The sequence below is a fragment of the Fictibacillus sp. WQ 8-8 genome (assembly GCF_024494405.1).
Lineage (GTDB): Bacteria > Bacillota > Bacilli > Bacillales > Fictibacillaceae > Fictibacillus_C > Fictibacillus_C marinisediminis.
The window spans coordinates 1-25,663 of the sequence record NZ_JAMXKG010000022.1 but is presented as its reverse complement, the minus strand read 5'-3'; the positions used below and the strand labels follow the sequence as shown (position 1 = coordinate 25,663).

General features: G+C 38.9%; 28 protein-coding genes and 2 pseudogenes. 25 read left to right on the top strand and 5 right to left on the bottom strand.

Annotated elements, in window-relative coordinates; translation table 11 throughout:
* The first annotated feature begins 529 nt into the window (after window positions 1-529).
* The 5 genes from M1K46_RS23900 (at window position 530) to M1K46_RS23880 (ending at window position 4,687) form a co-directional block, all read left to right on the top strand.
* Complete coding sequence (locus tag M1K46_RS23900) at window positions 530-1,042, top strand: hypothetical protein (RefSeq protein WP_256227946.1); 513 nt, start codon at window positions 530-532, stop codon at window positions 1,040-1,042.
* A 41-nt stretch (window positions 1,043-1,083) separates the two neighbouring features.
* Window positions 1,084-1,698, top strand: coding sequence for a DUF3995 domain-containing protein (locus M1K46_RS23895; RefSeq protein WP_256227945.1), 615 nt, complete (start codon window positions 1,084-1,086; stop codon window positions 1,696-1,698).
* Between the two features lie 22 nt (window positions 1,699-1,720).
* Window positions 1,721-2,431, top strand: coding sequence for a response regulator transcription factor (locus tag M1K46_RS23890; protein ID WP_256227944.1), 711 nt, complete (start codon window positions 1,721-1,723; stop codon window positions 2,429-2,431).
* 13 nt (window positions 2,432-2,444) lie between these two features.
* Complete coding sequence (locus M1K46_RS23885; RefSeq protein ID WP_256227967.1) at window positions 2,445-3,506, top strand: sensor histidine kinase; 1,062 nt, start codon at window positions 2,445-2,447, stop codon at window positions 3,504-3,506.
* A gap of 218 nt (window positions 3,507-3,724) precedes the next feature.
* On the top strand, window positions 3,725-4,687 hold the full coding sequence (locus M1K46_RS23880; RefSeq protein ID WP_256227943.1) for a hypothetical protein: 963 nt from the start codon (window positions 3,725-3,727) through the stop codon (window positions 4,685-4,687).
* Between the two features lie 751 nt (window positions 4,688-5,438).
* Here the strand turns inward: M1K46_RS23880 and M1K46_RS23875 are convergent.
* The 3 genes from M1K46_RS23875 to M1K46_RS23865 form a co-directional block, all read right to left on the bottom strand.
* The gene (locus M1K46_RS23875; RefSeq protein ID WP_256227966.1) at window positions 5,439-5,636 is read right to left on the bottom strand and encodes a DUF2306 domain-containing protein; all 198 of its coding nucleotides are present in this window, start codon (window positions 5,634-5,636) and stop codon (window positions 5,439-5,441) included.
* Window positions 5,637-5,950: 314 nt separating this feature from the next.
* A complete protein-coding gene (locus M1K46_RS23870) occupies window positions 5,951-6,955 on the bottom strand; it encodes a DJ-1/PfpI family protein (protein ID WP_256227941.1) in 1,005 nt (334 codons plus the stop codon).
* Window positions 6,956-7,002: 47 nt separating this feature from the next.
* Window positions 7,003-7,224 carry a hypothetical protein gene (locus tag M1K46_RS23865; protein ID WP_256227940.1) on the bottom strand — a complete coding sequence of 74 codons (222 nt, stop codon included), beginning with the start codon at window positions 7,222-7,224 and terminating at the stop codon, window positions 7,003-7,005.
* 262 nt (window positions 7,225-7,486) lie between these two features.
* On the opposite strand from M1K46_RS23865, the pseudogene M1K46_RS23860 reads away from it, so the two are divergent.
* The 7 genes and pseudogenes from M1K46_RS23860 to M1K46_RS23835 all read left to right on the top strand — a co-directional run bounded on the left by M1K46_RS23860 (window position 7,487) and on the right by M1K46_RS23835 (window position 13,856).
* Window positions 7,487-8,174, top strand: a pseudogene (locus tag M1K46_RS23860) (response regulator transcription factor).
* A 1-nt stretch (window position 8,175) separates the two neighbouring features.
* Window positions 8,176-9,492, top strand: a complete 1,317-nt coding sequence (locus M1K46_RS23855; RefSeq protein WP_256227938.1) for a sensor histidine kinase — start codon at window positions 8,176-8,178, stop codon at window positions 9,490-9,492.
* Between the two features lie 450 nt (window positions 9,493-9,942).
* Window positions 9,943-10,509 carry a DUF4256 domain-containing protein gene (locus M1K46_RS23850; RefSeq protein WP_256227937.1) on the top strand — a complete coding sequence of 189 codons (567 nt, stop codon included), beginning with the start codon at window positions 9,943-9,945 and terminating at the stop codon, window positions 10,507-10,509.
* Between the two features lie 207 nt (window positions 10,510-10,716).
* Window positions 10,717-10,983 carry a hypothetical protein gene (locus M1K46_RS23845; RefSeq protein WP_256227936.1) on the top strand — a complete coding sequence of 89 codons (267 nt, stop codon included), beginning with the start codon at window positions 10,717-10,719 and terminating at the stop codon, window positions 10,981-10,983.
* Window positions 10,914-11,159 (top strand): SRPBCC domain-containing protein, encoded by a 246-nt coding sequence (locus M1K46_RS25940; protein ID WP_375162242.1) that lies wholly within the window; start codon window positions 10,914-10,916, stop codon window positions 11,157-11,159. The genes M1K46_RS23845 and M1K46_RS25940 overlap by 70 nt, the downstream gene beginning before the upstream one ends.
* A gap of 274 nt (window positions 11,160-11,433) precedes the next feature.
* On the top strand, window positions 11,434-11,871 hold the full coding sequence (locus tag M1K46_RS23840) for a YybH family protein (protein WP_256227935.1): 438 nt from the start codon (window positions 11,434-11,436) through the stop codon (window positions 11,869-11,871).
* Window positions 11,872-13,010: 1,139 nt separating this feature from the next.
* Window positions 13,011-13,856, top strand: coding sequence for an STAS domain-containing protein (locus M1K46_RS23835; protein WP_256227934.1), 846 nt, complete (start codon window positions 13,011-13,013; stop codon window positions 13,854-13,856).
* Window positions 13,857-14,544: 688 nt separating this feature from the next.
* Here the strand turns inward: M1K46_RS23835 and M1K46_RS23830 are convergent.
* Window positions 14,545-14,706: a hypothetical protein gene (locus M1K46_RS23830; protein ID WP_256227933.1), complete on the bottom strand. Its 162-nt coding sequence runs from the start codon at window positions 14,704-14,706 to the stop codon at window positions 14,545-14,547.
* 30 nt (window positions 14,707-14,736) lie between these two features.
* Window positions 14,737-15,122: pseudogene (locus M1K46_RS23825) on the bottom strand (ComEC/Rec2 family competence protein); the annotation flags it as partial.
* Between the two features lie 458 nt (window positions 15,123-15,580).
* Here M1K46_RS23825 and gvpO point away from each other — a divergent pair.
* From gvpO to hmpA, 13 genes are all read left to right on the top strand, one after another.
* On the top strand, window positions 15,581-15,838 hold the full coding sequence (gene gvpO / locus M1K46_RS23820) for a gas vesicle protein GvpO (RefSeq protein WP_062237593.1): 258 nt from the start codon (window positions 15,581-15,583) through the stop codon (window positions 15,836-15,838).
* Entirely contained in the window at window positions 15,838-16,572 is a 735-nt protein-coding gene (locus tag M1K46_RS23815) for a GvpL/GvpF family gas vesicle protein (protein ID WP_256227930.1), read from the top strand. The genes gvpO and M1K46_RS23815 overlap by 1 nt, the downstream gene beginning before the upstream one ends.
* A complete protein-coding gene (locus tag M1K46_RS23810; RefSeq protein WP_256227929.1) occupies window positions 16,569-16,841 on the top strand; it encodes a gas vesicle protein GvpG in 273 nt (90 codons plus the stop codon). Before M1K46_RS23815 ends, M1K46_RS23810 begins: the two co-directional genes overlap by 4 nt.
* A gap of 58 nt (window positions 16,842-16,899) precedes the next feature.
* Window positions 16,900-17,709, top strand: coding sequence for a GvpL/GvpF family gas vesicle protein (locus tag M1K46_RS23805; protein WP_256227928.1), 810 nt, complete (start codon window positions 16,900-16,902; stop codon window positions 17,707-17,709).
* A 19-nt stretch (window positions 17,710-17,728) separates the two neighbouring features.
* A complete protein-coding gene (locus M1K46_RS23800; protein WP_062237601.1) occupies window positions 17,729-17,998 on the top strand; it encodes a gas vesicle protein in 270 nt (89 codons plus the stop codon).
* The gene (locus M1K46_RS23795) at window positions 17,970-18,254 is read left to right on the top strand and encodes a gas vesicle protein K (RefSeq protein WP_062237602.1); all 285 of its coding nucleotides are present in this window, start codon (window positions 17,970-17,972) and stop codon (window positions 18,252-18,254) included. The genes M1K46_RS23800 and M1K46_RS23795 overlap by 29 nt, the downstream gene beginning before the upstream one ends.
* 34 nt (window positions 18,255-18,288) lie before the next feature.
* Window positions 18,289-18,579: a gas vesicle protein gene (locus M1K46_RS23790; RefSeq protein WP_256227927.1), complete on the top strand. Its 291-nt coding sequence runs from the start codon at window positions 18,289-18,291 to the stop codon at window positions 18,577-18,579.
* Between the two features lie 19 nt (window positions 18,580-18,598).
* Window positions 18,599-18,952 carry a gas vesicle accessory protein GvpU gene (gene gvpU, locus M1K46_RS23785; protein WP_256227926.1) on the top strand — a complete coding sequence of 118 codons (354 nt, stop codon included), beginning with the start codon at window positions 18,599-18,601 and terminating at the stop codon, window positions 18,950-18,952.
* Between the two features lie 27 nt (window positions 18,953-18,979).
* Window positions 18,980-19,243 (top strand): gas vesicle protein GvpJ, encoded by a 264-nt coding sequence (gene gvpJ / locus M1K46_RS23780; protein WP_256227925.1) that lies wholly within the window; start codon window positions 18,980-18,982, stop codon window positions 19,241-19,243.
* Window positions 19,244-20,034: 791 nt separating this feature from the next.
* Window positions 20,035-21,156, top strand: a complete 1,122-nt coding sequence (locus M1K46_RS23775; RefSeq protein ID WP_256227924.1) for a tyrosine-type recombinase/integrase — start codon at window positions 20,035-20,037, stop codon at window positions 21,154-21,156.
* A 204-nt stretch (window positions 21,157-21,360) separates the two neighbouring features.
* Window positions 21,361-23,211 carry a DEAD/DEAH box helicase gene (locus tag M1K46_RS23770; RefSeq protein ID WP_256227923.1) on the top strand — a complete coding sequence of 617 codons (1,851 nt, stop codon included), beginning with the start codon at window positions 21,361-21,363 and terminating at the stop codon, window positions 23,209-23,211.
* A complete protein-coding gene (locus tag M1K46_RS23765) occupies window positions 23,208-23,630 on the top strand; it encodes a hypothetical protein (RefSeq protein WP_256227922.1) in 423 nt (140 codons plus the stop codon). Before M1K46_RS23770 ends, M1K46_RS23765 begins: the two co-directional genes overlap by 4 nt.
* A 221-nt stretch (window positions 23,631-23,851) precedes the next feature.
* Complete coding sequence (hmpA, locus tag M1K46_RS23760) at window positions 23,852-25,066, top strand: NO-inducible flavohemoprotein (RefSeq protein ID WP_256227921.1); 1,215 nt, start codon at window positions 23,852-23,854, stop codon at window positions 25,064-25,066.
* Window positions 25,067-25,663: the final 597 nt, after the last annotated feature.

The following is a 25,663-nucleotide window of genomic DNA, read 5'->3' as shown; positions in this document are numbered from 1 at the left end:
GGCCAGATTGTGGAGGAAGAGTTGCTGATTTTACAAAAAATAAATTAGTTAAGGATAAATGGTGGTGAACCGTACCATAAATGACGGCTAAATTTTTTGTGCGGGAAGGGTGTAAAGGCGATTAAAGAGGCTGAGCAGTATGTTGTGATATGGAACGAATGAGGTCCAAGTAGCTTGGTTTAAAAACTAACCGGGCCATCTTGAGCCCCTTCAAGGTTCGCCAAAAAGCGTTATTTTCATGCTGTGCTGGAAAATACAAAGAAAAAGATAGGCGTGATTTCTGCTTTACTCGGACTTTCTGATGGAGATGGATAATAGCCCAATAAATACCGGGAACGGCAGTTGATCTATTTGATCCGACTGCCGTTTTCTAATCGAATTGGCAGTAAAACGTGGAAGTTGACATCTGTGAATGTAAATTATAGACCGTACAACCGTGCAAAGTTAGGCTGAAGTTGAACTTCCGTTTACCTCCTGTTTACCTACATTATGTAAAATAAGGATAACGATTAATTGGAGGTGATTGGCTATGACCAAGAAGAGAAAATGGTGGTTGTCAAAGAAATGGGGATTTGCAGCGTCTGTTGCCTTACTTCCATACGCGGTATTAAAGACGCTTTGGGCGAATGGAGTCGTCATTCTCGCTTCCGTGAAAGGAATCGAGGGACTGCATGCCTCTATGAAAACCATCGCAGATCCGGTCAGCGCATTTCTATACGCCAAGGGCATCGACATAACCGCCGTGTTGGCTCTCATCGCTTCTACGCTTGCGGTCGCTCTAGTCCAAGAATGGGGGCGCAGGATCCCGCGCTGGATGCTGCTCGTACCGGCAGGCTTGGGCGGAACGTTCTTTATAAGTATCAGCCTCGCAACCTTCTATAAACTGGCTGTCGGCACCATTCGCTTGACTGATACACCGGAGTTTGACCCCTGGGTGCTGCTTCCTGTATACGGAGGATTTTTCATTTGGGGAATTGCGATCAGCATGGCAGCCTTGTCTTACGGGATTAGAACGGGCTTTTACACCCGTTTGGACGTGTAACAGCTTTTAAAAACAATTGATTGAAAGAGGTGGCTTGGAACATGAGCAAGATCAACTTAAAGGTTTGGCCCGGTTACGCCGGGTGCCTCTGGGCGATTATGTATGCGGTTTTCGTTCGATTCTATCAAGCTGCGGGCGGATCGATCGGGCTGCCGGGCAGACTCGCAAACCCCGAAGGGTTCCAAATGGTTAGTTATATCGCCGGCGTGGTGGTCATGCTTGCAGGTTTCTTCCTATTAGGACTCGTCAAGCCTTGGGGGAAAACCGTTCCGGCATGGATCCCCTGGATTGGTGGGAAGAACGTCCATCCTCTTTTATTATTGATCCCCACGCTCATTGGCTGCGCCTTCGCGATTGCTCACGGAGTCAGTGGGATCATCACCAAAATCCTCCATTTGGTAGGGATCATTACCATCCAAATCCCCGGTTGGATCGAGCTCGATGTCCGCGAATTAGCTCTATGGGATATTCTGGTTTACGAGCCATGGTTTATCGTCATGGGCATTCTGGCGGGCTTGGCGGCATGGAACTATGCGAATGATACCAAAATTTTGCACCCTATTCTGCGGCAATCTGCTATCCTTTATGTATGCCTGATTATACTTCTCACGGCGTTATTTGTTAGTGCAATTATATTTGATTTCCTCAAATTTTGAACTAAAAAAAGGAGACGTCGGAGTGCGGAATGAATCGATATTAGTGGTCGACGATGAAGCAGGCATTCTAATTATGCTTGAGAATCTTTTGCGCAAAGAAGGATACACCCGGATTACGAAAGCTGGTTCCGCCGCCGAGGCGCTTATGGCCGTGAGAACGACTCTTTTTGACATGATCGTTCTGGATGTCATGCTGCCGGACATGGATGGATTTTCCCTTTGCACGGAAATACGCAAAACCATTACAACACCTATTTTGTTTCTTACCGCCCGATCCAGCGATATGGATAAGCTACAGGGGCTATTCTTGGGCGGAGACGATTATGTAACCAAACCGTTCAACCCACTGGAAGTTGTTGCGCGGATTCAAGCTCATTTGAGACGGAGCGCTTTGTATGCATCTGATGTCGTAAGCGTGGAGAGTGTGTATCAGTACGATACGTTTACCCTTAATTGGACAACCGGACAGCTTATCGTGGGCAATGTGGATACGCCTTGTCCGGCCAAGGAACTTGAACTGCTGCTTTATTTTTGCAAACATCCGAACCGGGTGTTCACCGCTCAGCAACTATATGAGCAAGTTTGGGGCACCATGGTGCATGGGGATGAGAAAACGGTCGTTATTCATATTTCCAGACTCCGAAAGAAGCTAGAGGTCAATCCGACCAACCCCAAACTGATCGTCACGCTACGAGGAATCGGATACAAGTTCGTTCCGTTCACAGGAGGTTAAGTCCGTGAATTTGATGCTTCGCATAGCTCTGCAGCTCCTAACGGCTTTTTTTGTTTTATTTGTTTGTATTCAAACGATAGTGATCGTAATGGCTTGGTTGTTTTGGCCGCAATTATTATTGTCCGTGAATAGTTCGGCTAATTACGAAATCTTTGTGGTGACCTTGTGCGCCATGCTTTTTCTTCTGACCTTGCTCCTTATCGGCTGGTATCTCGGGAAGCCGGTTTATTTCATGATGGTTTGGATCAGGCTTCTGGCAAGCGGACAATATGATGCTCCCCATCAATGGAATGAGATCCACTCTCGCAAAAGAGGAATGTTGAAATTACCGTATGCGGTCTACAAGGAATTGTTTGAGCATTTACTGATGCTTGCGAGTACACTTCGACGAAACGAGGAGGCGCTTCAAGAGTCGGAACAAATGAAACGAGAATGGATTCGGGGGATATCACACGATTTAAAAACGCCGTTAACCTACATATCCGGATATTCCGCCATGTTGATTAATTCTGAGTATCGGTGGAGTGTAAAGGAACAAAAGGAATTTCTTTCTATCATTCATCAAAAAGCGGTTCAACTGCAAGAACTGGTACAGGATCTTAATGAAACGCCTCATGGACAAATTCCTCTAAAGGCCGAGGAAGCGGATATCGTGGAACTCGTGCGCAGAACGGTGGCGGATGTCAGCAGTGCACCTTGGGCGACCGGTTATTTATTCACGATGGATCCGGAGCCGGACCGCATTTGGGTAACTTTCGATCCGAAGCTGATGACGCGCGCTATCCGCAATTTGCTCGTCAATGCCGTCGTCCATAATCCTGAGGGTACCAAGATTGCGGTTCGAATCTCGCAGCTTCATGATCGGACGACGGAGATCCGGATCGAAGATAATGGGGTCGGATTCAGCGAGAAGCTCGGTCAAAACGATGAAGATCGAGCATCCTCCGCACGTTCGGGGTTGGGATTATCCATTGCCAATAAATTTATAGAAGCCCATGGCGGAAATTTAGTCGTCCACAGCAAACCGAGCGAAGGGACAACAGTTTCGATCATGCTGCAAGCGGCGCAAAATTAGGGTGAAGTTGAGCTTCCGTTTACTTCATGTTTACTTACACTCCTTATACTAAAGCTAAAGTCGTATAAGGAGTTGTGATTTTTATGAAACCAATAAATTGGGGTGATTTATCCCATGCAACAACGACTCGCTCGAAGCCATCGGCGTTGCGCTGGTGGAGGCGCTGGCCGGATTGGGCCCGTTACGCAGCGATTGTTTGGACGCTCTTCTATGGTGCGTTGGGGTTATATTGGTCGTTAGGAGGCTCAGGTTTTCCATTAGGTTTGTTAAACGATCCAATTGCGCAATATTCTGCTTTTAGACATGCGACAGCCTCGGTTGCAGGACCTGTTATTGCTATTCTAAGCTTCCTTGGAGCGGCTGCTCTTTTCATGTTCAAGTTCAATATGCGAGGTATAGCCCGAACGATTCTGCTGTTTTATGCTTGGAGCGCAGCGACGATTCTCTGCTTCGCTATCCCGGATACCCGCGCTCTCATTGGAGTGGCGTATGCTCCCATTTCATTGATAGCGGTTCTTTTCGGTAGGTCGCTCAATTATTTCGATTTCTTCACATGGCCGGTGATCAATCAATATATTTGCCTTGTAGGCGGTTTGCTTTGGGCGGCGACAGCATTGTCTTTCCAGCGTCAAACCCGTAACGCTTGCGCCTATTGCGGGCGTAAAAGCGATGCGAGCCGTCGGATAGTTTCGAGCTCCGTCATGCACTGGGGAAGGTGGGTGACCTATGTTGCGATCCTTGCCCCTGCTTATTACGATATCACCCGCATTGCCTGGCTGCTGGGAATCCCTCTTGGGGTAACAAAGGAATTATATCAAAGCCTTCAGGATTCAGGTGCAGTATGGGCTGGAGCGGGCCTTGCCCTGGTATCGATTGGCGGCGCCGTTCTAACGCATGGGCTTATAAAGCCATGGGGGGAGACCTTCCCTCGGTGGTTTCCGTTTTGGGCCGGGAAGCGCGTACCTGTAGCAGCAGCCGTCGTTCCTGCCGGATTTGTCTGCATCCTGTTAACCGTTTCCGGCATTCAAGTCTTCTTCCAATTTTTTTGGAGTCCCGATTTTGAAAATTGGGGAGCATCAACACCGCTGCTGCTAATGCCTATTTGGGGGATTGCGTTAGGGGTCGCTACGATTTTCTACTATTTCCGGAGGCAGCAACACAGCAGTCATTGTTCGCAATAACCCTGATAATGGGAACGGCGATGAGGAGTTTATCAATAAGATCCGAACACAGATGCAGCAGATGCACGTAAGGTTCCCCCTGCATGAAATCAATAACACAAAGAATGAAGCTGCCGGGGTAAGCTCCTTCTCAATTTTTGCCGTTATAACCGCTAAGGTGAAACCAATGTTTTTTCCTTAAGCCAGCGGCTCGCAACTTCTATCCCTTAATCGATGCTGCCCCTTAAACTTGGAAGTGCTATCATTATTAATAAAAAAATAAACGGCATTTCCGGTCATTCAGCACATCAATTTCTAATTGAGCATGATCACCACCATTTGCAAGAAATCCGAAGGTCTTTTTACCTCTAGTTTCTTATATTTATTGGCCTCGCGTGCCTATATTATTGTAGAAGAGTTTGGAAAGTCCATCGTCATATTATTTCGATAAATTACTATTTTTTCGTTCTTGACGGAGTAGGGGCGGTAACGCCCACTGTTCGAAACCTGACAACCAGGGCACCCTTGCTTGGGGGCTGAAAATTTCGCCTTCGCGATGATACGCAGAACTGTATCACAAATAGTGGTAAAGCAGAGAGTGGAAGTTTCTCTGGTTAGCAAGGTTCTAAAAAAATTGAGTTTAAACAAAGAGGCCGTCAATAGTAGACGGTCTCTATAGTTATTCAGGATCCTTCTGTGGATGTTAGAGAACTTATATGAAGGTAATAAATATTCCCGCTTTAAATTAGAATGATGCAGTTTAATTTATGATTTAGTTTTTTACAATCATTACTTTCTTATAAGAATGTTTTTTTCTAATTGTTATTTCTGCAATAAAAAGATTAAGTATCCAACATAACCAGACTGCTATCGTATAGGCATTTCCATAGGAAAAATTCATTGCGTTATGAACAATAGCTACAATTATATAAATAGTCATATTCGCAAAGGAAAGAAAGAAACTTCTCATGATCCATTGACTATGTAGGATTACTTTTTGTCTCTTGATATACCAGTAACACGATTGCAATCCCTCCCCATAAGATTGAAGGATAGGATGAATAAACAAAGATCATCCAACCTCCTGAAATCATCAAAAGAACTAATGCATAATGACCTGCTCGCATAAAGGCCAAAATTGTTTTAAGTACTGTCTTTAATTCATTACCCGTACGAGAAAAAATGGTATTAATTATAAAAGGAAAAGAAAGGAAACTTCCCAAAAATAAAGCACTAGCAACATGAATAAATACAAGGAATGAGTACATAGTTACATCTTCCATTTTAAGAAATACGATGTCCAATTAATTTAGATGAGGGAAGCGTACCAGCATTTGCTTCACCATACATTTGGTTTCCATCTATAGCAACGATAAATTTTAAAGTAAGGCTCATGGGCTTAGTCACTTTCATGGACCACTTTAATTGATTCCCTTCAAGTAAAGGATTGTCTAAAGGGACAATATCTTCTCCTTGCATTGCAGTTCCTACTATTTGTCCATCTTTAGTAGATAAATCAATTAATATGGAAAGCTTTCCTATAGGAGTGGAAATTGTGGTATCCCATTTCCCTTGAAAATTCCTTATTTCATTAGATTGAATAGTGGTATGTTGTTTTGTCGCTTCAATTGGATTTTCATGTTTACTTTCTTTAGGTGCATTTCCTTCATCCTTCCAAACCGTCCCCCTTCGTTCGTACTCAAATAATTGCTCAACAGCGTGTGCTATTTGGGGACCTAACTCTCGTTCAACTAAGTAAAGGGCAACATCTAATCCAGATGTAACACCACCTCCAGTGATGAGATTACCATCATCTACGACCCGTGCGTTAACTGGAATAGCATTTGTGGCACTTAAAAGATCCATTCCCATATGATGTGTAACGGCATGCCGGTCTTCTAATAAACCACCCATTGCTAATATGAGGGAACCACCGCAAACTGTGGACAGCAAAATATCTGACTTCTTATTTGCTTCATTTAGTAAATTACTTAATTCTGTTTCAGTTGCTTGTTGTAATTTAACCGGTATCGAATCTGGTCCATTATCATGAACAGAACCAGAAGCTCTCGGAATAAGAATGATTCCTTTACAGCTTAAATCAAGTTTACCACTTGCTTGAACCTGTAATTGATTTACGCCACTTGTCACCATTCGCTGACCTTCAGCAGATACAAGTTTAACTGTTACTTCCTCGTTTGAGTACATCGCTGCAGCAGTACACACTTCATAAGGAGCAATTGCGTCTAATAAATCAAATCCATCAAATAATACAATTTGAACATTCATACATATGACCTCCATTCTAAGATAAATACCGAACCGTCTTAACTAGTTCATTTTGTGAGAAGTTCTAGCAACCTTTGATATTCTGCCTTGTCAATTTCTCCCTCTGCTAACCGGCTTTTGAGAATAGTGGTTATATCTAGACCTTTTTGAGAGTAATCCCTAAAACGATAACGAATGTTGATTAGTACCACCGCCACAAAACAGAAAAGTGTAAGACAATACAAAGCACCGAACGGAAAGAATGAGAAACTGTGATCTTCAAGACCCATTTGTAAGTACCCTCCTTCTGTTAAAAAGTGGGCGAAATACTCTACTCGATTTGAGTAGATATTCGCCTTTGTTCAACAATAAAAGAATAACCATCCAGTATCTCAAACGAAGATACAAAAAAGTTACAAAACAATAACAATCCATCACAATACGTATGTCTAAGCTTGTTCCGTGTTTGTAAAATGATAAACTAAAAATGAATTTCGATTGTTAGCTAAATGAATGACTAAGAAGAGGCATCTGAGAAAAGGTGGGATATTCGTGAAGGAAATACATACAATTCTTGTCGTAGATGATGACAAAAGCATTGTCGAACTATTAAGGGACTTCTTAGAGAATGACGGTTTTAATGTGAAAATCGCTTATGATACGACTCAGGCACTGGCTCTGCTTAACAAGGGAATCATTCATTGCATCATCCTTGATATTATGATGCCAGGACAAAATGGTTTTGATTTATGTCGAGAGATACGAACAGAAAGCAATATTCCTATACTTTTTTTAAGCGCTAGAAGTGATGATATTGACAAGATAAGGGGACTTGCACTTGGAGGCGATGATTATATCGTTAAAACAGCCTCCCCTGGAGAGATTGTTGCTAGAGTAAAGGCTGTGTTAAGGCGCACAAATTCACAAAAGGAATTTAATCGAAGGGTATTGAAATATGGAAGACTCACATTGGATTTGTCCACAAGAGAAGTACGTGTAGATGAGAGAAACATCTCACTCACACCGAAAGAATATGAATTGCTTTGTTTGTTTGCCGAACATCCAAAATATGTTTTTACTTACGACCAATTACTTGAAAAGTTTTGGGATGGAGTTGGTGACAAACATACCGTTCGCGTTCATCTCAGCCGGCTTCGCGAGAAAATTGAAGATGACCCGAACCATCCACAATTCATCATCAATGTATGGGGGCATAGGTTATCGTTTCAAGGGAGAATAAAATGAAGACCATTCACATTCGCAAGTTTACTTTACTCAGTTTATTTTTCATTCAACTATTACCATGGCTATTTTTTGTAACCGCACACCTGATTGAAACAAAAACGTTTGATCTTGGAATGAGTCATTTACAAAAGGAAGAGTTAAAAGAGACCATTCAATTAATAGAAACGAATACAAAAAACTGGACGAACCCTGCTTGGCAAAAACATCTGAATAGACAGTTAGAGAATGCGAACATGGATGTCTCTATTCAATCTGAATTGGACAAAGTTATTTATCAATCCACCACTGACCTTGATCAACCATTTATGGGAACAGAACAGTTTTCAATCATTCAGGAAGGACGAGTAATCGGAAGGGTTGACATATATCATTCGAATTCTAGAGTTATTCAGATGATTGTGGCATTCGTTGGCTTATTGCTGGCTTTTTTTATTGTCGCATATGTGATGCGGAGAAATATTCTTACACCTCTTGAAAAAATGAGCATATGTGCACGGCAAATAGCAGAGGGAAACTTGGACGTTCAATTACCTTCGTCCCAAATTGCAGAAATTGCTGAAGTACGTGACGGATTTAAAGTGATGGTGGAGGGCCTAAAAAAATCATTTCAGAAACAAGTTGAATTGGAAGGTGAACGGCGATTCGTTATTGCTTCTGTTGCACATGACTTACGAACACCTTTATTTGCATTACGAGGTTATTTAGATGGCTTAGAGCAAGGCATCGCCAATTCACCCGAAAAACAAGCAAAGTACCTTGCGATTTGTAAGGAAAAATCAGCTCAGTTGGACCGGCTTGTAGAGGATCTTTTCACGTTTACAAAGACGGAATACTCGGAAATAGAACCTAATCAAAACAAAGTTGACCTTGCACATGTCCTAAAAAATTCTATAGACAGCATAAAGCCGAAAGCTCAACAGAAGCATATCTCTATCATAGAAGACTGTTTTCGAGATCATTACGTTATTGAGGGAGATACGCACTTATTAGAACGTGCTATGAATAACTTATTAGACAATGCTATCAGGCATACACCCTATAAAGGTAAGATTTTTATTAAAAGCTATAAGGATAGGGACCGAGTGTGTTTTTCAATTCGAGATACAGGTGAGGGATTCTCTTCGGAAGAAATAAAAAATGTATTCAAACCACTATATCGTGGTGAAGTATCGAGAAATTTTTCAACAGGTGGATTCGGCTTAGGTTTGACTATATCACAGAGAATCATCAGGGTACACGGAGGTGATCTTATCGCGGAAAACTGTAAAGATGGAGGTGCACTTTTGACAGGTTGGGTTCCCTTGGCTAGCTAACTCTTCCTTTAAACAAAAATAATTATTTTTCCAAAGAGAGGACACTTTTTATCTGATAAAATACGCTATTTATTAGTACAACACCTTGGTTAATGCTTAACCATGAATATACTGATAACACAAACGGTTCTTCATCTTCATTACTACTGGTTCTTTTGTTCCATTGATTATTGGTTTAATTTTCAGTTTTTTTGCAGAAAAAATTTGTATGTACAAACAACATAAACTTAGTTGATAACAATAAGTTCTTATTCCAGAATCGGGCGCTTTTAAGTAATAAGAAATGTGCCCTTTTTTATGAAACGGGCCAGATTGTGGAGGAATGGATTTTCTGAATCATATAATTTATTGTAAACTTAATTCACACAGCTATTTAAACGATTTTTTATAAAACAAATATTTATATATACTTAAACTATTATGAGTAAATACAATAAGGGGGAAATTAATATGACAAAGAGAAATAAGGAGTTGTCACTAGAAAAACGTGAAGAATTACTCAGAGCATTGCAAGCCCGTTTTGAGAAAAACATGAACCGCCATAAAGGTCTTGAATGGGTTAAAGTCCAAGCAAAACTGGAAGATAATACTGGAAAACTGTGGGCGCTTAATGAAATGGAAATAACTGACGGTGAACCAGATGTTGTTGGTCATGATAAAACGACGGGCGAATACATTTTTTATGACTGTTCAGCGGAAAGTCCTAAAGGTAGAAGAAGTGTTTGTTACGACCGTGAAGCGCTGGAGTCAAGGAAAAAACAAAAACCAGAAAATAACGCTATTGATATGGCTGCTGCCATGGGTATTGAGCTCTTAACGGAAGAGCAATACCGAGAGTTGGAGAAACTTGGAAATTTCGATACGAAAACATCGAGCTGGGTGAAAACACCTGCTAATATTAGAAAACACGGCGGGGCCATCTTTTGTGATCGTCGCTACGACACTGTCTTTGTGTACCACAATGGTGCAGAATCCTACTATGCTGCCAGGGGTTTCCGTGGCTCACTAAGGGTCTAAATTTTGCACAGACAGCCAAAATTGAATTTGAGAACTAATCACCTGGGGAAAGGGTTTAATTTCATTCTTCAACTATCGGATGCGTTTGCTGCATAGGGTGTTTCCGTTAAAATTACTCAGGAAAAGGAGCAGGATTGTTGAATAAGAAAAAAATAATAGAATTTATAGAATAAAGAAAAATCACAAGAGATATGGGGGATAGTGAAAATGCCAGAGATAAACCATAAAACCTACATTAAAGTACCATTAGAAGAAGTGTATATAACAGTTTCAACATCTCAAGGTTGGAATGCTTGGTTTACAGATGAGACATCTTTAGAGATAAACCCAGATGGAACTGGTGAAATACGATTGAGGTGGACAAATTTCGGTAGTGAAAATGTAAATATTGAAGATGGGGAAAAATACTTGAGGCAACTCCAAACAAAAAATTTGTCTTTCAATGGTCACCAGGAGAACAAAATTCAACAGTAACTTTTAAACTTGAGCCTTATAAAGACGGTACATTAGTAGTTCTTAATGAGACGGGCTATACAAATACAGAAAAAGATTTAAGAGCCTGTATTGGATGTGCAGTAGGTTGGGGAGAAGCTTTAACACTTTTAAAGATATACTTAGAGTATGGAATTGTGTATAAAAAGGATTTATAATTCTCCAAGTTATGGGGGTATGGAGTCTTTGAAAAGTAATGTACATAAAGGTGATTGTGATAACAACCCCATTCTTATTCAACAAAAGGGTGCTTTTCTTCAAGAAGGAGAAGTGCTCTTTTTTATTGAACTTACTTAACAAACGAGCAGGATTGTTTAATAAGAGTTTGGAAATAAAGGAAGAATATGTATTTATCTACAACATTATGTTAAACTCCACTATATATTATCTCATTATTTTATATTATCAAAAAATTACGAGGGAGGTTATAGTATGAATGATGGATTTACAAATGTTCAGGACGTTATAGAAAATTATAAGTCTGCCGTTTATGAACAGGATGTTGAGAAGTTTGTATCAGCATACGCAACTAACATTCAAGTTTATGATTGTTGGGAAGACTGGGAGTATAAAGGTATTTCGAAGTGGAAGGAAGCTGTGAATGGTTGGTTCAACCACTTGAAAGAGGGAGGTGTTCAACTCAAAGTAGAGTTGAATGATTTAGTTGTTGAAGAAAATGCGGGACTTGCATTCATATATAGTAATATGTCTTTAATAGCTTACAATGGGTCTGAAGAGAAACTACGCCAGATTACTAATAGATTTACATTTGGATTAAAAAAGGAAAATAATTCTTGGAAAATAATACATCAACATTCATCATTATCAATAAGTATGGAAACGGGAAAATGCATTTCTAACTTAAAGTAATAACCAGAACTAACTAAAATATAATCATTCCTTAAATTATAGGGGTATTCTTTAAATAGAATATCCCTTTTTCTTCAATAAACGGGTGCTTTTGTTCAATAAGGCTTTTGCAATGATCTTTCACAATCGGGTGCGATTGTTGCATAAGGTTATCCGATAAATTAGGTATCATGATAAATCCGAAAGGCAGCAGATCGGTTATTTTTGAAAACTGTGGTTATGTCAACTAGCATGCTTTTACCTTTTTTATTCAACGTTAACGGAGCAGGTTCAATAAATAAAGATGGTCTAAAAAGTCGCATAAACACAAACTGCGTTACAGGAGGGAAGGAAAAACAAATAAAAACCTCTAAATTAATGAGAGGCTTCTAGTAAACTTTATTTATTGCTTTATCTATAGCTGTTATTGTGGAATTTATATCATTGTAACTTTCAATCATAAGGCTATCCAAGTAGGTTATTTGAAAAGATTTGTTTAAGTAACACACAGAAAGTATAGCTCTTTTTTTATTGTTGTTAAATGTTAATATAATTTTACAGTTATCATACTGTATTAAAATTTCTAACATTGTTTTCGCGTGATCTAAGCACATTTTGTCTTAGTCTCCCTTCATTATAAAGGGAAGGTGACTAAGGAAAGTCAAGTAAGCACCCTGAATAACTAAATTCTTATGAACTTATTATACCATAAAAAGGAACTTAAAAAATTAACAGAGAATTGTATATTTTGCCTTCAAAGAACTTTTGTTACCTCTTCTATTTTACTGAATTTTATGAATTAAAAACAAATATTTCTACCTATTGTTTTCCTCCTCCTTTGCAAGTGTCAATCTGGAAACGAACATGGCGATAAAACCACTTTTACGTGAATATCAATGTGTGACTCAATTGGTCAATGATGTTCAACCATTACAGAGACACGGTGTTGAAACAAACGCGGATCTAATTTCCCTAGGAAGAGGTGACGTCAGTCTTTTTTTGCACTGATAATAAGGAGGACCAAGCTAGGTGGGTTTACCATTGAATTGAAGGTCTGATTGTTGAAAAGTAATTTTTACCATGAGTTTAAAAATATTAGTTCTGATTTTTATAAAGTATAATGATTTTATATAGGGTTATAAAGTTCTGGGAGGTAAGTAATGAAGAACGAAATGCAGTTGCTTGGGGAAATGATTATCAACCGGAGGCATGAAATCGCTGAATCTGTTCATACCAATCGAATGTCAGGGGTGGCGATGTTGCAAGCGGAAAAGCAGAACTTCCAGAAAATAGAGCCAAAATTTATGGAAATAAGAGCTGAGTTTATCCGCCTTTTTGGGGAAGCGTTAACTGATCACGTTGATTTTCATAAATCCATTGAAAATGTACAGCGGTGGGGAAAAGAGACGGGAGAATACTTGTTTCAGTTGGGAGCTCCCCTTGATGAAGCATTAAAAGATACAAGCTATTATCGGGATTTCATTTGGAAAGCCATTAAAGAAGAGGCAACTACTCATGGGTTATCAGCCGCTTCCATATTTGATGTTATTGAAATCATAGATCCACTCTTGGATCATGCTGTTTATTATTTTAGTCTGAACTATGTTCAGTCTTATCAAAAAGTGCTTGAACAAGCAAAGTCAGCTTTCTTAGAATTGTCTATTCCCATCGTTCCTCTAATCAAAGGGACAGGTGTACTGCCGTTAATTGGTAACATGGATACGGAAAGAGCTCAGTTATTAATGGACGAAACGACGAAACAAGCTGTGAAATTAAAATTGGGGCATTTAATTATCGACTTATCAGGTGTCATGATTGTCGATACGATGGTAGCTGACCAGTTGTTTAAAGTAATAGATGCTTTATCCTTGTTAGGTGTTACAACAATTTTAACTGGCATTCGTCCAGAGGTAGCACAAACAATGGTTGTATTGGGGTTAGACCTTGATAGAATTAAAGTACAGGGTAATTTACATCAAGCCTTTATGGAGATAAAAGCAATGTAAATAAAAAGGAGGAAAGCTCAATGGCTTGCCTCCTTTTTTATATTTGTATCTTATCATATCAAGAGACGGTAAGATTGTTATTGGTGCAAAATGGGGGCTAACTACTTTAAACCCTCAATTGTAAAAAAACTAATTCAGTAGATTAAGTCACCGGATTCTCAAGATCAAGGAGTTTTTTTACAGCGAAAACGGCTTCAAGGTTTGTGCTGAAATTCTCTGAAAAATCTTTATCAAAATGTATTAGATGATATACTTTATTTTTATGACTATACGATATCGAGAATTTTCTCTCCTGTTGAATTGAAAAGGTATGTGTGATTTCACTTAGTTCATCGTAAAACTTAAATTTTACTAACATATTGATTATCTGTTCGGAAGACAACGGATCCATAGGTAGCATTGCGCATTGCGCCTCCCATCAATGGGAAATGACTAAGTAGTCAAAAATAACCCAAATCAGTATTTTATACTATTAGTTTACAACGATTGATAGAAAATTAATATAATATAGGGTAAATTACATTCGGTAATTTTTGAAAACAGTCCAAAGGAATAAAACATCTTAAATATCGAGTGTACATTCAAAACGCTATGTGGCCGCTTTTTCCTGAAATTATGCCAACTGAGGGAATCGTTTTTGTCAAAAATAATCAGCGAACTCTCTTTTAGTCAGGGTGCATTAATCAGGTCAAGGTAGCCACGATCTATTAAGTGTATTGGTCTTTAAATACAGGCCATCATATCCTTCTTGGGTTCCATACTCAAGTACTTCTATCTTTCCATCTTCTTGCAGTTGTTTTGCCGATTTCACCGTCTGTTCAATTCTATCTTCTTTAAGGATTTTAATCACATGAATACTCCCTTTCCCAATATAAAAAACCTATAACGTGCTGCCGTTTGTTGTAAATACGATGGATCCCTTTTGATCGGTGCGTAAAATTTTAGCTGGTTTCAATCGATTTACCACTTCTTTCGTAGGGCGGCCATAATGGTTTTTACCCACAGAAATGACCGCATATTGCGGTTTCACCTTTTTAACAAAAGCCGAGCTGGTTGACGTTTTCGCTCCATGATGTCCTACTTTTAAAACGTTAGCTTGCAAGTTCTTCTTAGAGTTGATCATGTCGGTTTCAGATTTGAACTCTGCATCTCCTGTGAAGAGGAATGATTTTTTCCCATGTACTAAGCGAAGGACGCACTCCAGTCGTTCAAATCACTTTTGCTGTATGTTTTAACAGGAGCAACAAACGTGGCTGAAGCTCCTTGAGGGGCACTTTAATACCTTCCATTCATCAGATTGCTGGATAATTTAAATCCTTTGATTTTTATCATTTTGCTCTTCTTCTTGGGGTGCTGGATCCTGATCATCATTAGTAGCACATCCAGCTATAAGAAAAGCAGAAATCCACATAATATTTGTCACAGCAGGAAATAGTAAAAAGGATATAAAAGTTTAAATAGGAAGGATGAATTAAACCATGAATAAGAAATGGTTATCATGCTGCCTAGTGTCATCTTTAATAAATTAAACTTATAGTCAATCAGCTAGAGCATATAATCTACACTCCACAAATATACAAAATGCTTTTCTCTATTTCTGCATGATTTAAGCTCCTCATAAGCACTATTAATCCTAGATCTATTTGATTGCAGCATATTATTAATAAAAAAGATAAAAATGGTAAATCTAACATTAATAGGATGTAAAGAAAGGGGTTTGATCTATGCAAAAAACACTGGAGATTATTGAGCACTTTTTTACTGAACATCTTTCTCCGCCCCATAAAATTCCTTCAGTTGAACCCGAAGATGGAGGCTTTAGGGCTGTGGTTGAAATTATAGAGGAAAAAGAATATATGAGAAAATATGCGAGAGATGAAATAGTAGGAGTTTATGAGGTGAAATTAAACAGCGAGAATGAAGTTATTTCTTATTCGCGCATCTATTTAAAGAACAGGGGAGAGACAGGACATTGGGAGTAATGGCAGAAAAAAAGGGATTGTATGTATTTTGTATTGCTCAGTATAAGAGTAGTAAATCCGAGAGTATTTATTTTGCCTTAAGGAAACGAGATTTGATTTTTCTTTCTTATCAGGACATGGTTCTTGCTGCAGTGGAAGTTCCTCTTAATCTTCGTCCATCAAAGGAAAACCTGCTTATACACCAGAAGATTATTGGCTCCTTTTTAGAAACAAGTGAAGCGGTCTTTCCGTTTAGCTTCGGGCACGTTGTAAGATCATATCAGGAAGCAGCCTCTATGCTCCAGCGGCTTTATCCTCAGCTAAAAAATATGTTTCCTTCAATCCGCGGGAAAATAGAAGTTGGACTGAAAGTGATTGGAAAAAAGAAGTGGCTCTTAAAAAAGCTTGGGGAGGCCGAATCCTGTTTTCACAAACAATCAATAAGCCCTAAAGACCGTATTAAACAAGGTGAAATGGCTGAACAGTTTTTTCTCACATTAAGGAAAGAGTTTGACGAGAATCTTCATAAAAAACTCTCCTCTGCTGCTGATCAATCCCGGCTGAACAGCATTTTAACCGAAACGATGCTGCTGAATGCTTCTTACTTAATCAAAAAAGAGGAGGAAGAAGCCTTCGATCTTCTAGTGGATAGTCTTTGTGAACCTTGGAGGGATCAAGCTGATTTTGTCTATACTGGTCCATGGCCTGCTTATAATTTTGTTGAAATCCGGCTTCAGGCTGAACAGAGCTCATGATTCCCATTCTTTTATTTCCTTTAAAGCTTTTACTGATGACAGCTGAAAAAGTAAAGGAGGAGGCGGACCGGGAACTTTACGATGTTGGAATAATACAAAAAAGGCTACTGATGCTGGAAGTTAGTTATGAAAACGGCGAACTGGCGAAGGAAGAGTTTGACCAGCAATACTCACAATGGTTGTCCAGGTACGAAGATGCCAGAGAAAAAGAACGAAATGCATGGACTGATTGGATTGAATGTACATCCAATTCAGAGAATATTGAATAAAAGACAAGATCAGAATAAATGGACAACTGACTGAATTGGTGAAATGAGGGATAACAAGATGGGCGACTTGATTTATTTATATGGATTGATACCAACTAAAGAAGCGGCAGCACATCAATCGTTCCCATCTTACACAGGCTTTGATGGTGAGCGCAAGCTATACACCATTCCGATCAACAATGTCACCGCAGTTATTTGCAAACTGGATTCTGATCATTATTCAGAAGAAGCCATTAAAGACAAGATCGACAGTGATATGGACTGGCTGCAGGAAAAAGCGTTCCATCATCATGAAACGGTTGCCGCCCTGTATAAGAGCTTCACAATCATTCCGCTTAAGTTTTGCACGATTTATAAGAATGAAGATAGCCTGAAGCAAACCATTCAATCCAATGAAACGAGGATTGAAGAGACACTTTCCACGCTTCAGGGAAATGAAGAATGGAATGTGAAAATCTATTCTGACGATCATGAACTGAAAAAGCAGGTAAGTGAAAACAATTCCGCAATTGAAGCGAAGAAACAGGAAATTAGCGAGCTGCCTCGCGGAAGACAATTTTTCGAAAAGAAAAAGATCGATAAGCTGATTGAGGATGAGCTTGAAAATGAGAAGAATCGAGTTTGTGAACAAGTGCATGAGAAGCTGACGGTGCACTCGCTTCACGCAGCTATTAAGAAAAATTGGAGCAAAGATGTCACAGGTCTAAAAGAAAATATGGCCTGGAACAGCGTATTTCTTCTTCCGATTCCGAAAGTGGAAAGCTTCTTGGATGAAATGAAGCAGTTTAAACAGGAACTTGGCGGCACTGGCTGGAGATTCGAAGCCACAGGCCCATGGCCGGCGTACCATTTCTCCAGTTTTTCATAAAAAGTGAGGGATCTGACAGATGTCTCTTAGAGAATCAGTTAAAAATAAGGATATAGCACTTATTGATATTTTAGATGTCATCCTGGATAAGGGTGTGGCAATTAAAAGTGATTTGATTATTTCGATTGCAGGTGTAGATCTAGTGTATTTAGATCTAAGGGTTCTGATTGCTTCAGTTGAAACGCTTGTCCAATCAAAAGCAGGCAACCGAAAGCCCGTCACATCTGATCAATTCGATAAGCAGAGGGAGGAGTTAGTCGATGCAACAGGCAAGCGGAACAAATGGTAGGATTCAGCTTGATCCTGACAATGCCGAACACGGACTTGCGCAGCTAGTCCTTACCGTCGTTGAGCTTCTCAGGCAAATTGTCGAACGTCATGCGATGAGGCGGGTGGAGGGTGGAACGCTGACGGACGAGCAAATTGAAAATCTTGGTGTAGCCTTGATGAACCTGGAAGAAAAAATGGAAGAATTGAAAGAAGGCTTTGGCCTTGACGCTGAAGATTTGAATATAGATCTCGGTCCATTAGGAAGTTTGCTATAGCTTAAATATTGTGCGTGTTAAGGAGGAGAACAGCATGCTGTCAGAACATTCTCTGCAGGCAGGTTCCATTGTAGATGTTTTTGAAAGAGTCTTGGACAAAGGTGTCGTAATTGCTGGAGATATACGTATCAACCTTGCAGATGTTGAGTTATTAACCATAAAAATCAGACTCATCGTTGCATCTATAGATAAAGCAAAAGAAGTTGGACTCGACTGGTGGGAAACAGATCCTTATTTTAGTTCAAGAGCTACGCTGCTGGAGCGAAAACAGGTGGATGGAATAGACTATCCGCTAGATGTTCTTGACTTAGAAAGGTTAATTTAAAGGAAGGGAGTGACTGGATGTGCGTCATGAAAATCGTGAGGATCCCGTTCTCGAAACTCTCGTGATAACAGCAAATCACCATGATATAAAAGTAAATCTTCATTTGACCGTCGATGGGGTGCTAGTCTCTGGGACAATTATTTCTGCAAAGGAATACTTAATGGAATGCGGGAAGCGATTTGAAAAAAATGAGGACGATGAAGCAAAATTACTGAGTCAGAAATTTTATGAGGCAAGTAAAGGGGCGGGAGACCACAAAGTTGCTGCCTATATTCATCTAAAAAATGTACAATTTAAAGGCAACCAGGTTTCTCCTTCTTCCTATTGGAGATGCAGAATAGAAGATGTGAGCGGATTTGTAATCGACAACTGAAAATACTAATGAGAGAAGGGATAAGGGATGCATGTCAAAAAATACAGTGATGGTTCCAGCCTTGTTGAAGTAGTGGACCGAATTTTGGATAAAGGCATTGTCATCGATGTATACGCAAAGATATCGGTGCTTGGATTAGAACTCATTACAGTAGATGCGAGAATTGTTGTCTCAAGTATTGAAACGTGGCTAAGATATGCAGATGCAGTTGATCTTCTTAAAAATGGAGAAGAAGACCATACGGAGCGTGAACCAAAGGAACTATTGGATCGATTGTTATTTCCCATCTGATGAAGTTTCACTCTCGAAAAATGGAAAAACTGCAATTATTAAAGTAGGATGCTAACACATCAAAGGGACAATAAGACCACGGAATTACCCGTGGTCACATATTAAAAACAATTACTTTTTCTCAGCCTTATAATTCACCTTTACCTTACTACTTTCCAAACGACCATCTCTTGTTAGTGTAACATATATCGACCCGGCAGATTTACCAAGCTGTTTAATATAAGCTGTAGTGGAAGAACCCTCAGACTGTCTCTTACGAGCCAAAAAAATAATAAAAAGGCATCGGAAGATGCCTTTTGTCTACAATCTGAAAGCCTATCAAATAGAATAGGGCTTTTTGTATTTCAATTTTAAGAAAAAAGGTGAGGGCAAATTCGCTGTCTTTTATCTGTCTTCTTTAGGGTAATCATAATAGTTTTACATGTTCTTCATTTTTCAATTCAATCTATCATTCACTCTATTTTTTCTTATTCTTTTGGTTTGCAGTTTTCGAATTATTGCTTTTGCCATTCTTCGCGGCTTTAGTGTTTTGTTTTTTGTTGTTGTTTGATTTTTTTTATCACCTACTCGTTAAATAAAAAAAGATGTGTCGGAGAGGAGCTCTGTGTTGCATTTACCAGGTGGTCATCGGACAATTGCCCATTTAGTTGCAAATGTAGAGAGGGTAGAAAACTAACAAAAACCAACAGAATTTTTGACAGTAAAGATAATTAGAGATTATCTTTACTGTAGATACAGTTATTAACAAATGCTATACTTAAGAGACAAAGAAACAGAAAAGAGGGTTGCCCGTGGATTTAGTCACCTCTATAACGAATGTCACCAATGAAAAGTATTTAACGGAGTTAAAAGAAACGCTTCTGGAGAAAAACCTGCTCGATGAAAACCGGAACTTAAACCTAGGCGAAAGCAAGGAAGAGGATTTTTTGGAGTGGTTCTTCGCGCTGAAGATTTTTAAAGAGGGAAGACGTTTTTCTCCACATACGATTAAAGCGTACCGGTCGGATGCTAAAACGCTCCTCAAGTTTATGCTGGAAAACAAGCTATCTTTTCGTGACATCGGTTTTCCGGAAGTCAAAGCATACAACAACTACATAAAAACAAACTATGCGAACAAAACCGCTATTCGAAAACTGGACTTCTTTCGCCGGCTATTGGAGTTTGGGTATGAGACACAATTCTATAAGGTGCTGCTTTCTACATGGGTGGTGAAACCTCCTGCGAAAAAGGGGCACAATATAATAGAAGAAACTCGTCAAGATCAGCCACAAACCCGTTTTCAATTACGTGAATTGAGCCAGGAAGACGCAGAGTTATTGATCTCTTATTTTCCTATAGTCGTGAAGACGGATACGTACCGAAAGCAGCTGCAGACACGGAATCTGCTTATCGGTTATCTACTATACACAACAGGTCTTCGGGCAAGTGAGCTCCTAAATCTAAATTGGGGAAGTTTCAGAAAGAACCGCAGAGACAATTTATTGGTGGATGTGATCGGAAAAGGTAATAAACCCCGTACTATTCCAATAAAGAAAGAAACCAGGGAATTGTTATTCAGCTATCGTGAACTATTACAGGAATCAACGGAACTGAATATGCAAGATACCAATCCTTTATTTTATTCTCTATATAATAAGGAAGAATCTCGTTTCGTAAAGAAGCGTTTGACCTACCCAGCCCTTTATAAAATCGTAAAGTCGGCTGTCAAACTGGCAGCACAAAACACTGCCATAAGTCCCCACTGGTTTCGGCATACTTTTGTCACGGTTATGTTGGAGAATGATGTGCCGCTTGCTGTGGTAAAAGACTGGGCGGGTCATTCTGATATTTCCACGACTAATTTATACTTAGAACGGATTAACCAAGACAATATGGATGTACATCTAGAAAAAGTAATATTATTTAATGTGTAACCATTGAAAGTCAAGTCGAGCCTGTCGCCAGTCTATTCGGCTTTGATTCACGGTTTTTTGAAATTACTGTATTTATGAAATAACAAGGTAATTCAATAATGTAATGTACTTTGAAGGAAGTTCACATATATTACCATTATTTTTCCGCTACTCAGTTTATGTTTTGATATAATTTACTAGAGAACCTGAGGAGGGGAATGGAAATTGAGTTATTTTTTTGATGTTGTACCCAATATTGAAAGCAATACGCGCTTAAGAGACCCACAAATAAAAGCATATATTGAAATTCGTGAGTATTTTGAGGAAAATCCAAACGGCGAGGCACTTGTTGTATTGCCAACTGGAACCGGGAAAAGTGGGCTTATTGCAATAGCTCCATATGGGGTAGCGAAAAAAAGGGTATTGGTTATTGCACCAGGCTTAGTCACAAAAAAAAGCGTGGTTAAAACCTTACATCCATTAGAAGAAAATTTTTGGTTGAATTTTGATGTCCTTTTTGACCCTGAGGACATGCCGGTAGTTGAAGAATATGAATCCGACATGTTAATGTCCAGCCTTGAGAAGTCCGATTTCGTAATTGCGAATGTTCATAAGCTTTATAAAGACCAACAGAACTCTCTATTGAACAGAGTTCCGAGAGATTTTTTTGACTTAATAATTATCGACGAAGCCCATCATTCAGTAGCAGAAACTTGGAAGACTGCTTTAGAATATTTTTCTGATGCCAAAAAGCTGCATGTAACTGGAACTCCTTACAGGGGAGATAACAAGGAACTACCTGGTAAAATGATTCATAATACACCCTTATCCGAAGTAATGGCATTAAAATATGTAAAGTGGCTAAGAAAAGAAACAATAAATAATGAGAATTTGTATTTCACTATTCCTGGAGAAGAAGGAAAGCTTACAAAAGATAAGGTATTGAAATTGAAAGAACGGGAATGGCTTGAAAAATCCGTTGCCTTGTCCAAAGAATGCTCTCTAGATGTTATTGACAAAAGTATTGACGAACTAAAGAAAATTAAAGCTTATTCACCGAATGTCCCTCATAAAATTTTAGCTGTAGCTTGTAGTATTGCTCATGCAAGAGACCTCGCTCACTGGTATGAAGAGAGGGGTAAAAGTGTAATTATTGTACATAGCGATATGCGACCTGAAAACTTACAAACAGCATTTATGAAAGTTGAGAATCACCAGTGCGAAGTTGTAGTCTCAGTTAATATGCTAATGGAAGGGTACGACCATAAATATTTAACAGTCCTTGCTCTATTCCGACCTTATAGGAGCCAAAATGCATTCGCGCAAGTGGTCGGTAGGGTATTGAGGGCAATCCCCGATAATGAGATTACAGATTTTGCTATAGATAATAATGCTGTTTTAGTTTATCATGAAGAAATTGGCTTAGACACGATGTGGCAATTTTTCTCTAATGAGGTTGAAAGAAGTAAAAAAATCCCTGTGAGAGAATATACAATTTCCGATAAAGAATATGTAAGAAGGGAAATTGTTTACGCGACCATAGAAAAAGACGATTATTTTGTAAGTGATATGGATTCATATTTACAAACGATGGATTTTAATGAGTTATTTAAAAGAGCACGAGAAGAAGTCGAAAAAAATATCGCTTCTAAAATAGAGACATTGAAAGAAGCAGGATTAAATGATGAAGAAATAGAAGCTACAATGGAGGCTTTAAAGAAAACTGCGACCAACAAGAAGAAAGGTGAATTAGATGAGTTAATGTTATCTAAGAGACCAGAACTTCTTAGGAAAAGGAGCAGAAATTTCTTGTATAACGATGCTAATGAGGCTGCAAATGCTATTTTAGAGGAGCATGGAATTAATCCAAAAGATAGCTCGCTTTTTGACAAGTTTAGTGGGCTAATCTACAAGTTGGCACCGGGTACTCCTAATGATGGAATTTTAGTAAGGTACATGAATTCTCGTTTATCAAGGAAGTTCGGACCAGTCAAAAAGCGGGAACCAGAACAATTATTAGCCTCACAAAAATATCTTGAAGTAGTGGTAGATGAAATAAGGAGGATGTTAAAATGAGTAATTTAGTTCAAAGAAAAGTCGACACATTAATAAAGCTTATGTTAACCACAGGAGTTCAACCTTCTGAACTAGTCGATAATATTTATTTGAATGATTATAAAAGTATTAAGTATTATAAAGTGGATTCAAACATACTAGGTGAATTGATTTTTGAAGAGAGTACAGGTAAATACACGGTAGAAGTCGCATTGAAATATGTTTATAATGCCGAGAAAATGCTTCTGCGAATTGAAGAAGAAGTCCATGGACAAGTAAACGTGTTATGGGATAGGAATAATACAGAATCTGAATTGATTAATGAAATCATTAGCCTATTAAAACAAAGTTATTCAACAAATGAAGTTAATAAATTTATTACAAGTTTACCGAATGAATTGGCTAAAAAGTTAATGTTGAATTATAAATTAACTGCATAATCATGTTGAAGCCTTGAAATTACTCAAGGCTTTTTGTCTTGCCAAGTTTTTGGCAGCTTATCCATTTTTTATCTCCTTTTCATCAGTTACGGAGGATTCCAATCGACTGATCGTTATAATGACGCAATTGTACTCCAAATTTTCTCCCAGTGTAGATTATAAAATCAAGGGGAATACTAAAAAGTAATTTATATCTAAAAATGTCTGAAAGGATGATGAATTTGCTAGATGAAAAAACGATTAGTATTGTTCAATCTACTGCCCCTGTTTTAAAGGAACATAGTAAAGAAATTGGAAGAAAATTTTATACACTACTATTTGAAAAAGCCCCTGACTTATATAATATCTTCAATCAAACTAACCAGAAAAGGGGCCTCCAACAAGAAGCATTGGGATATGCGGTGTATGCGGCTGGAGAACATATTACAAACCTTGGCGCGATCAAACCCGTTATAGAGAGAATATCTCAGAAACATCGGGCGATTGGAATCAAAGCGGAACAATATCCTGTCGTAGGTGAAACGTTACTGCAAGCTGTAAAAGATGTATTGGGAGACGCTGCTACAGATGAAATCATTGAGGCTTGGGGTAAAGCATACGGATATATTGCGGATGCGTTTATTGAACTAGAAAAAAAGCTTTACGAAGAGACTGAACAACAGACGGGAGGTTGGAGAGGATATAGAGATTTTTATGTCGATAAAAAGGTAAAAGAAAGCGAAGATGTAACTTCCTTTTATTTAAAACCCAAAGACCAAAACGTAATTGCTACATACAAACCCGGACAGTACCTTACGATCAAGGCAGAAATTCCTGGTGAGAAGTATACACACATTCGTCATTACAGTCTTTCTGAAGCCCCAGGGAAAGATTATTATCGAATTAGTGTGAAACGAGAAGATAAGAATACCCCTGAAGGCATTGTCTCGAATTATCTACATGAGCAAATTCAAACCGGAGATACGCTTCCATTTTCTGCTCCGGCAGGTGACTTCGTACTGGATAATAACAGCACCCCTATTGTCTTTATTAGTGGTGGTATTGGAATTACTCCTGTTTTAAGTATGCTCAATGCTGTGGTATCTGAGCAACCGAATCGCAAAGTAACATTTATACACGCAGCCCTGAATAGTCAGTACTACCCTTTTAAAGACCATGTAAAACAGCTAGAAAACAATCATCCAAACTTAAAATCGCTTGTTTGTTATGAAGCACCTACCACCGAGGACAAACAGAGAGGGGATTTTGATAAAGAAGGGTATATTGATATGGAATTTCTAAAATCCAATGTATCAACCAAGGATTCTGATTTTTATCTTTGCGGGTCTCTTCCATTTATGGATGCCATTATTAGGGCCTTAAAGGACTGGGAGATACCTACGGAGCATATTCATTACGAATCATTTAGCCCAGTGGCTATTTTAGGAGAGGAATAACCCACCATTAATATGCGTTAAAATTGGATCGCACAAAGACGAAGTTCACTTCTGTGAACCGCTTGGTGCCTCAACTGCAACAGCACTGCAATTGCGATGAGTAGTCTCTAAGAAGAAGAGGGTAGTTCCCACAAAAGGAGGCAGCCTTCTTCTTCATTTTTTAACCAATCCGATAAAAAACGAATTACTGGTAAGCAGGATAGGGACGTGATATATCGATTTCTATGAAGCACCTAGAGTACTTCTTACGAGTTGATATGATGGAGAAGCTTATCAGTACTTGCCCCCTTACCCTCATTCAGCAGAGTCCATTTACCTGAAGACCACTATTTTAATTAACTTCGTTTAAACGACTGTTTAATAAGACAAGTGTCGAAGCAAGCTATAGGGATTATATATCTAAGTCTATAATCTTGGAACTTATATGAAGTCCCTCGTTAAATAATTATTAAACCAAACGTTGAACACTATTCACCAAACAAGTGGAACTCCGTTACTCTTGACCAATTTCAATATTTTAACAAGGTTCCTTACAATTTATGTTGAAATTTAAATATAAAGTTATTCAACAAGATTATCCTTAGAAATTAAATAGAA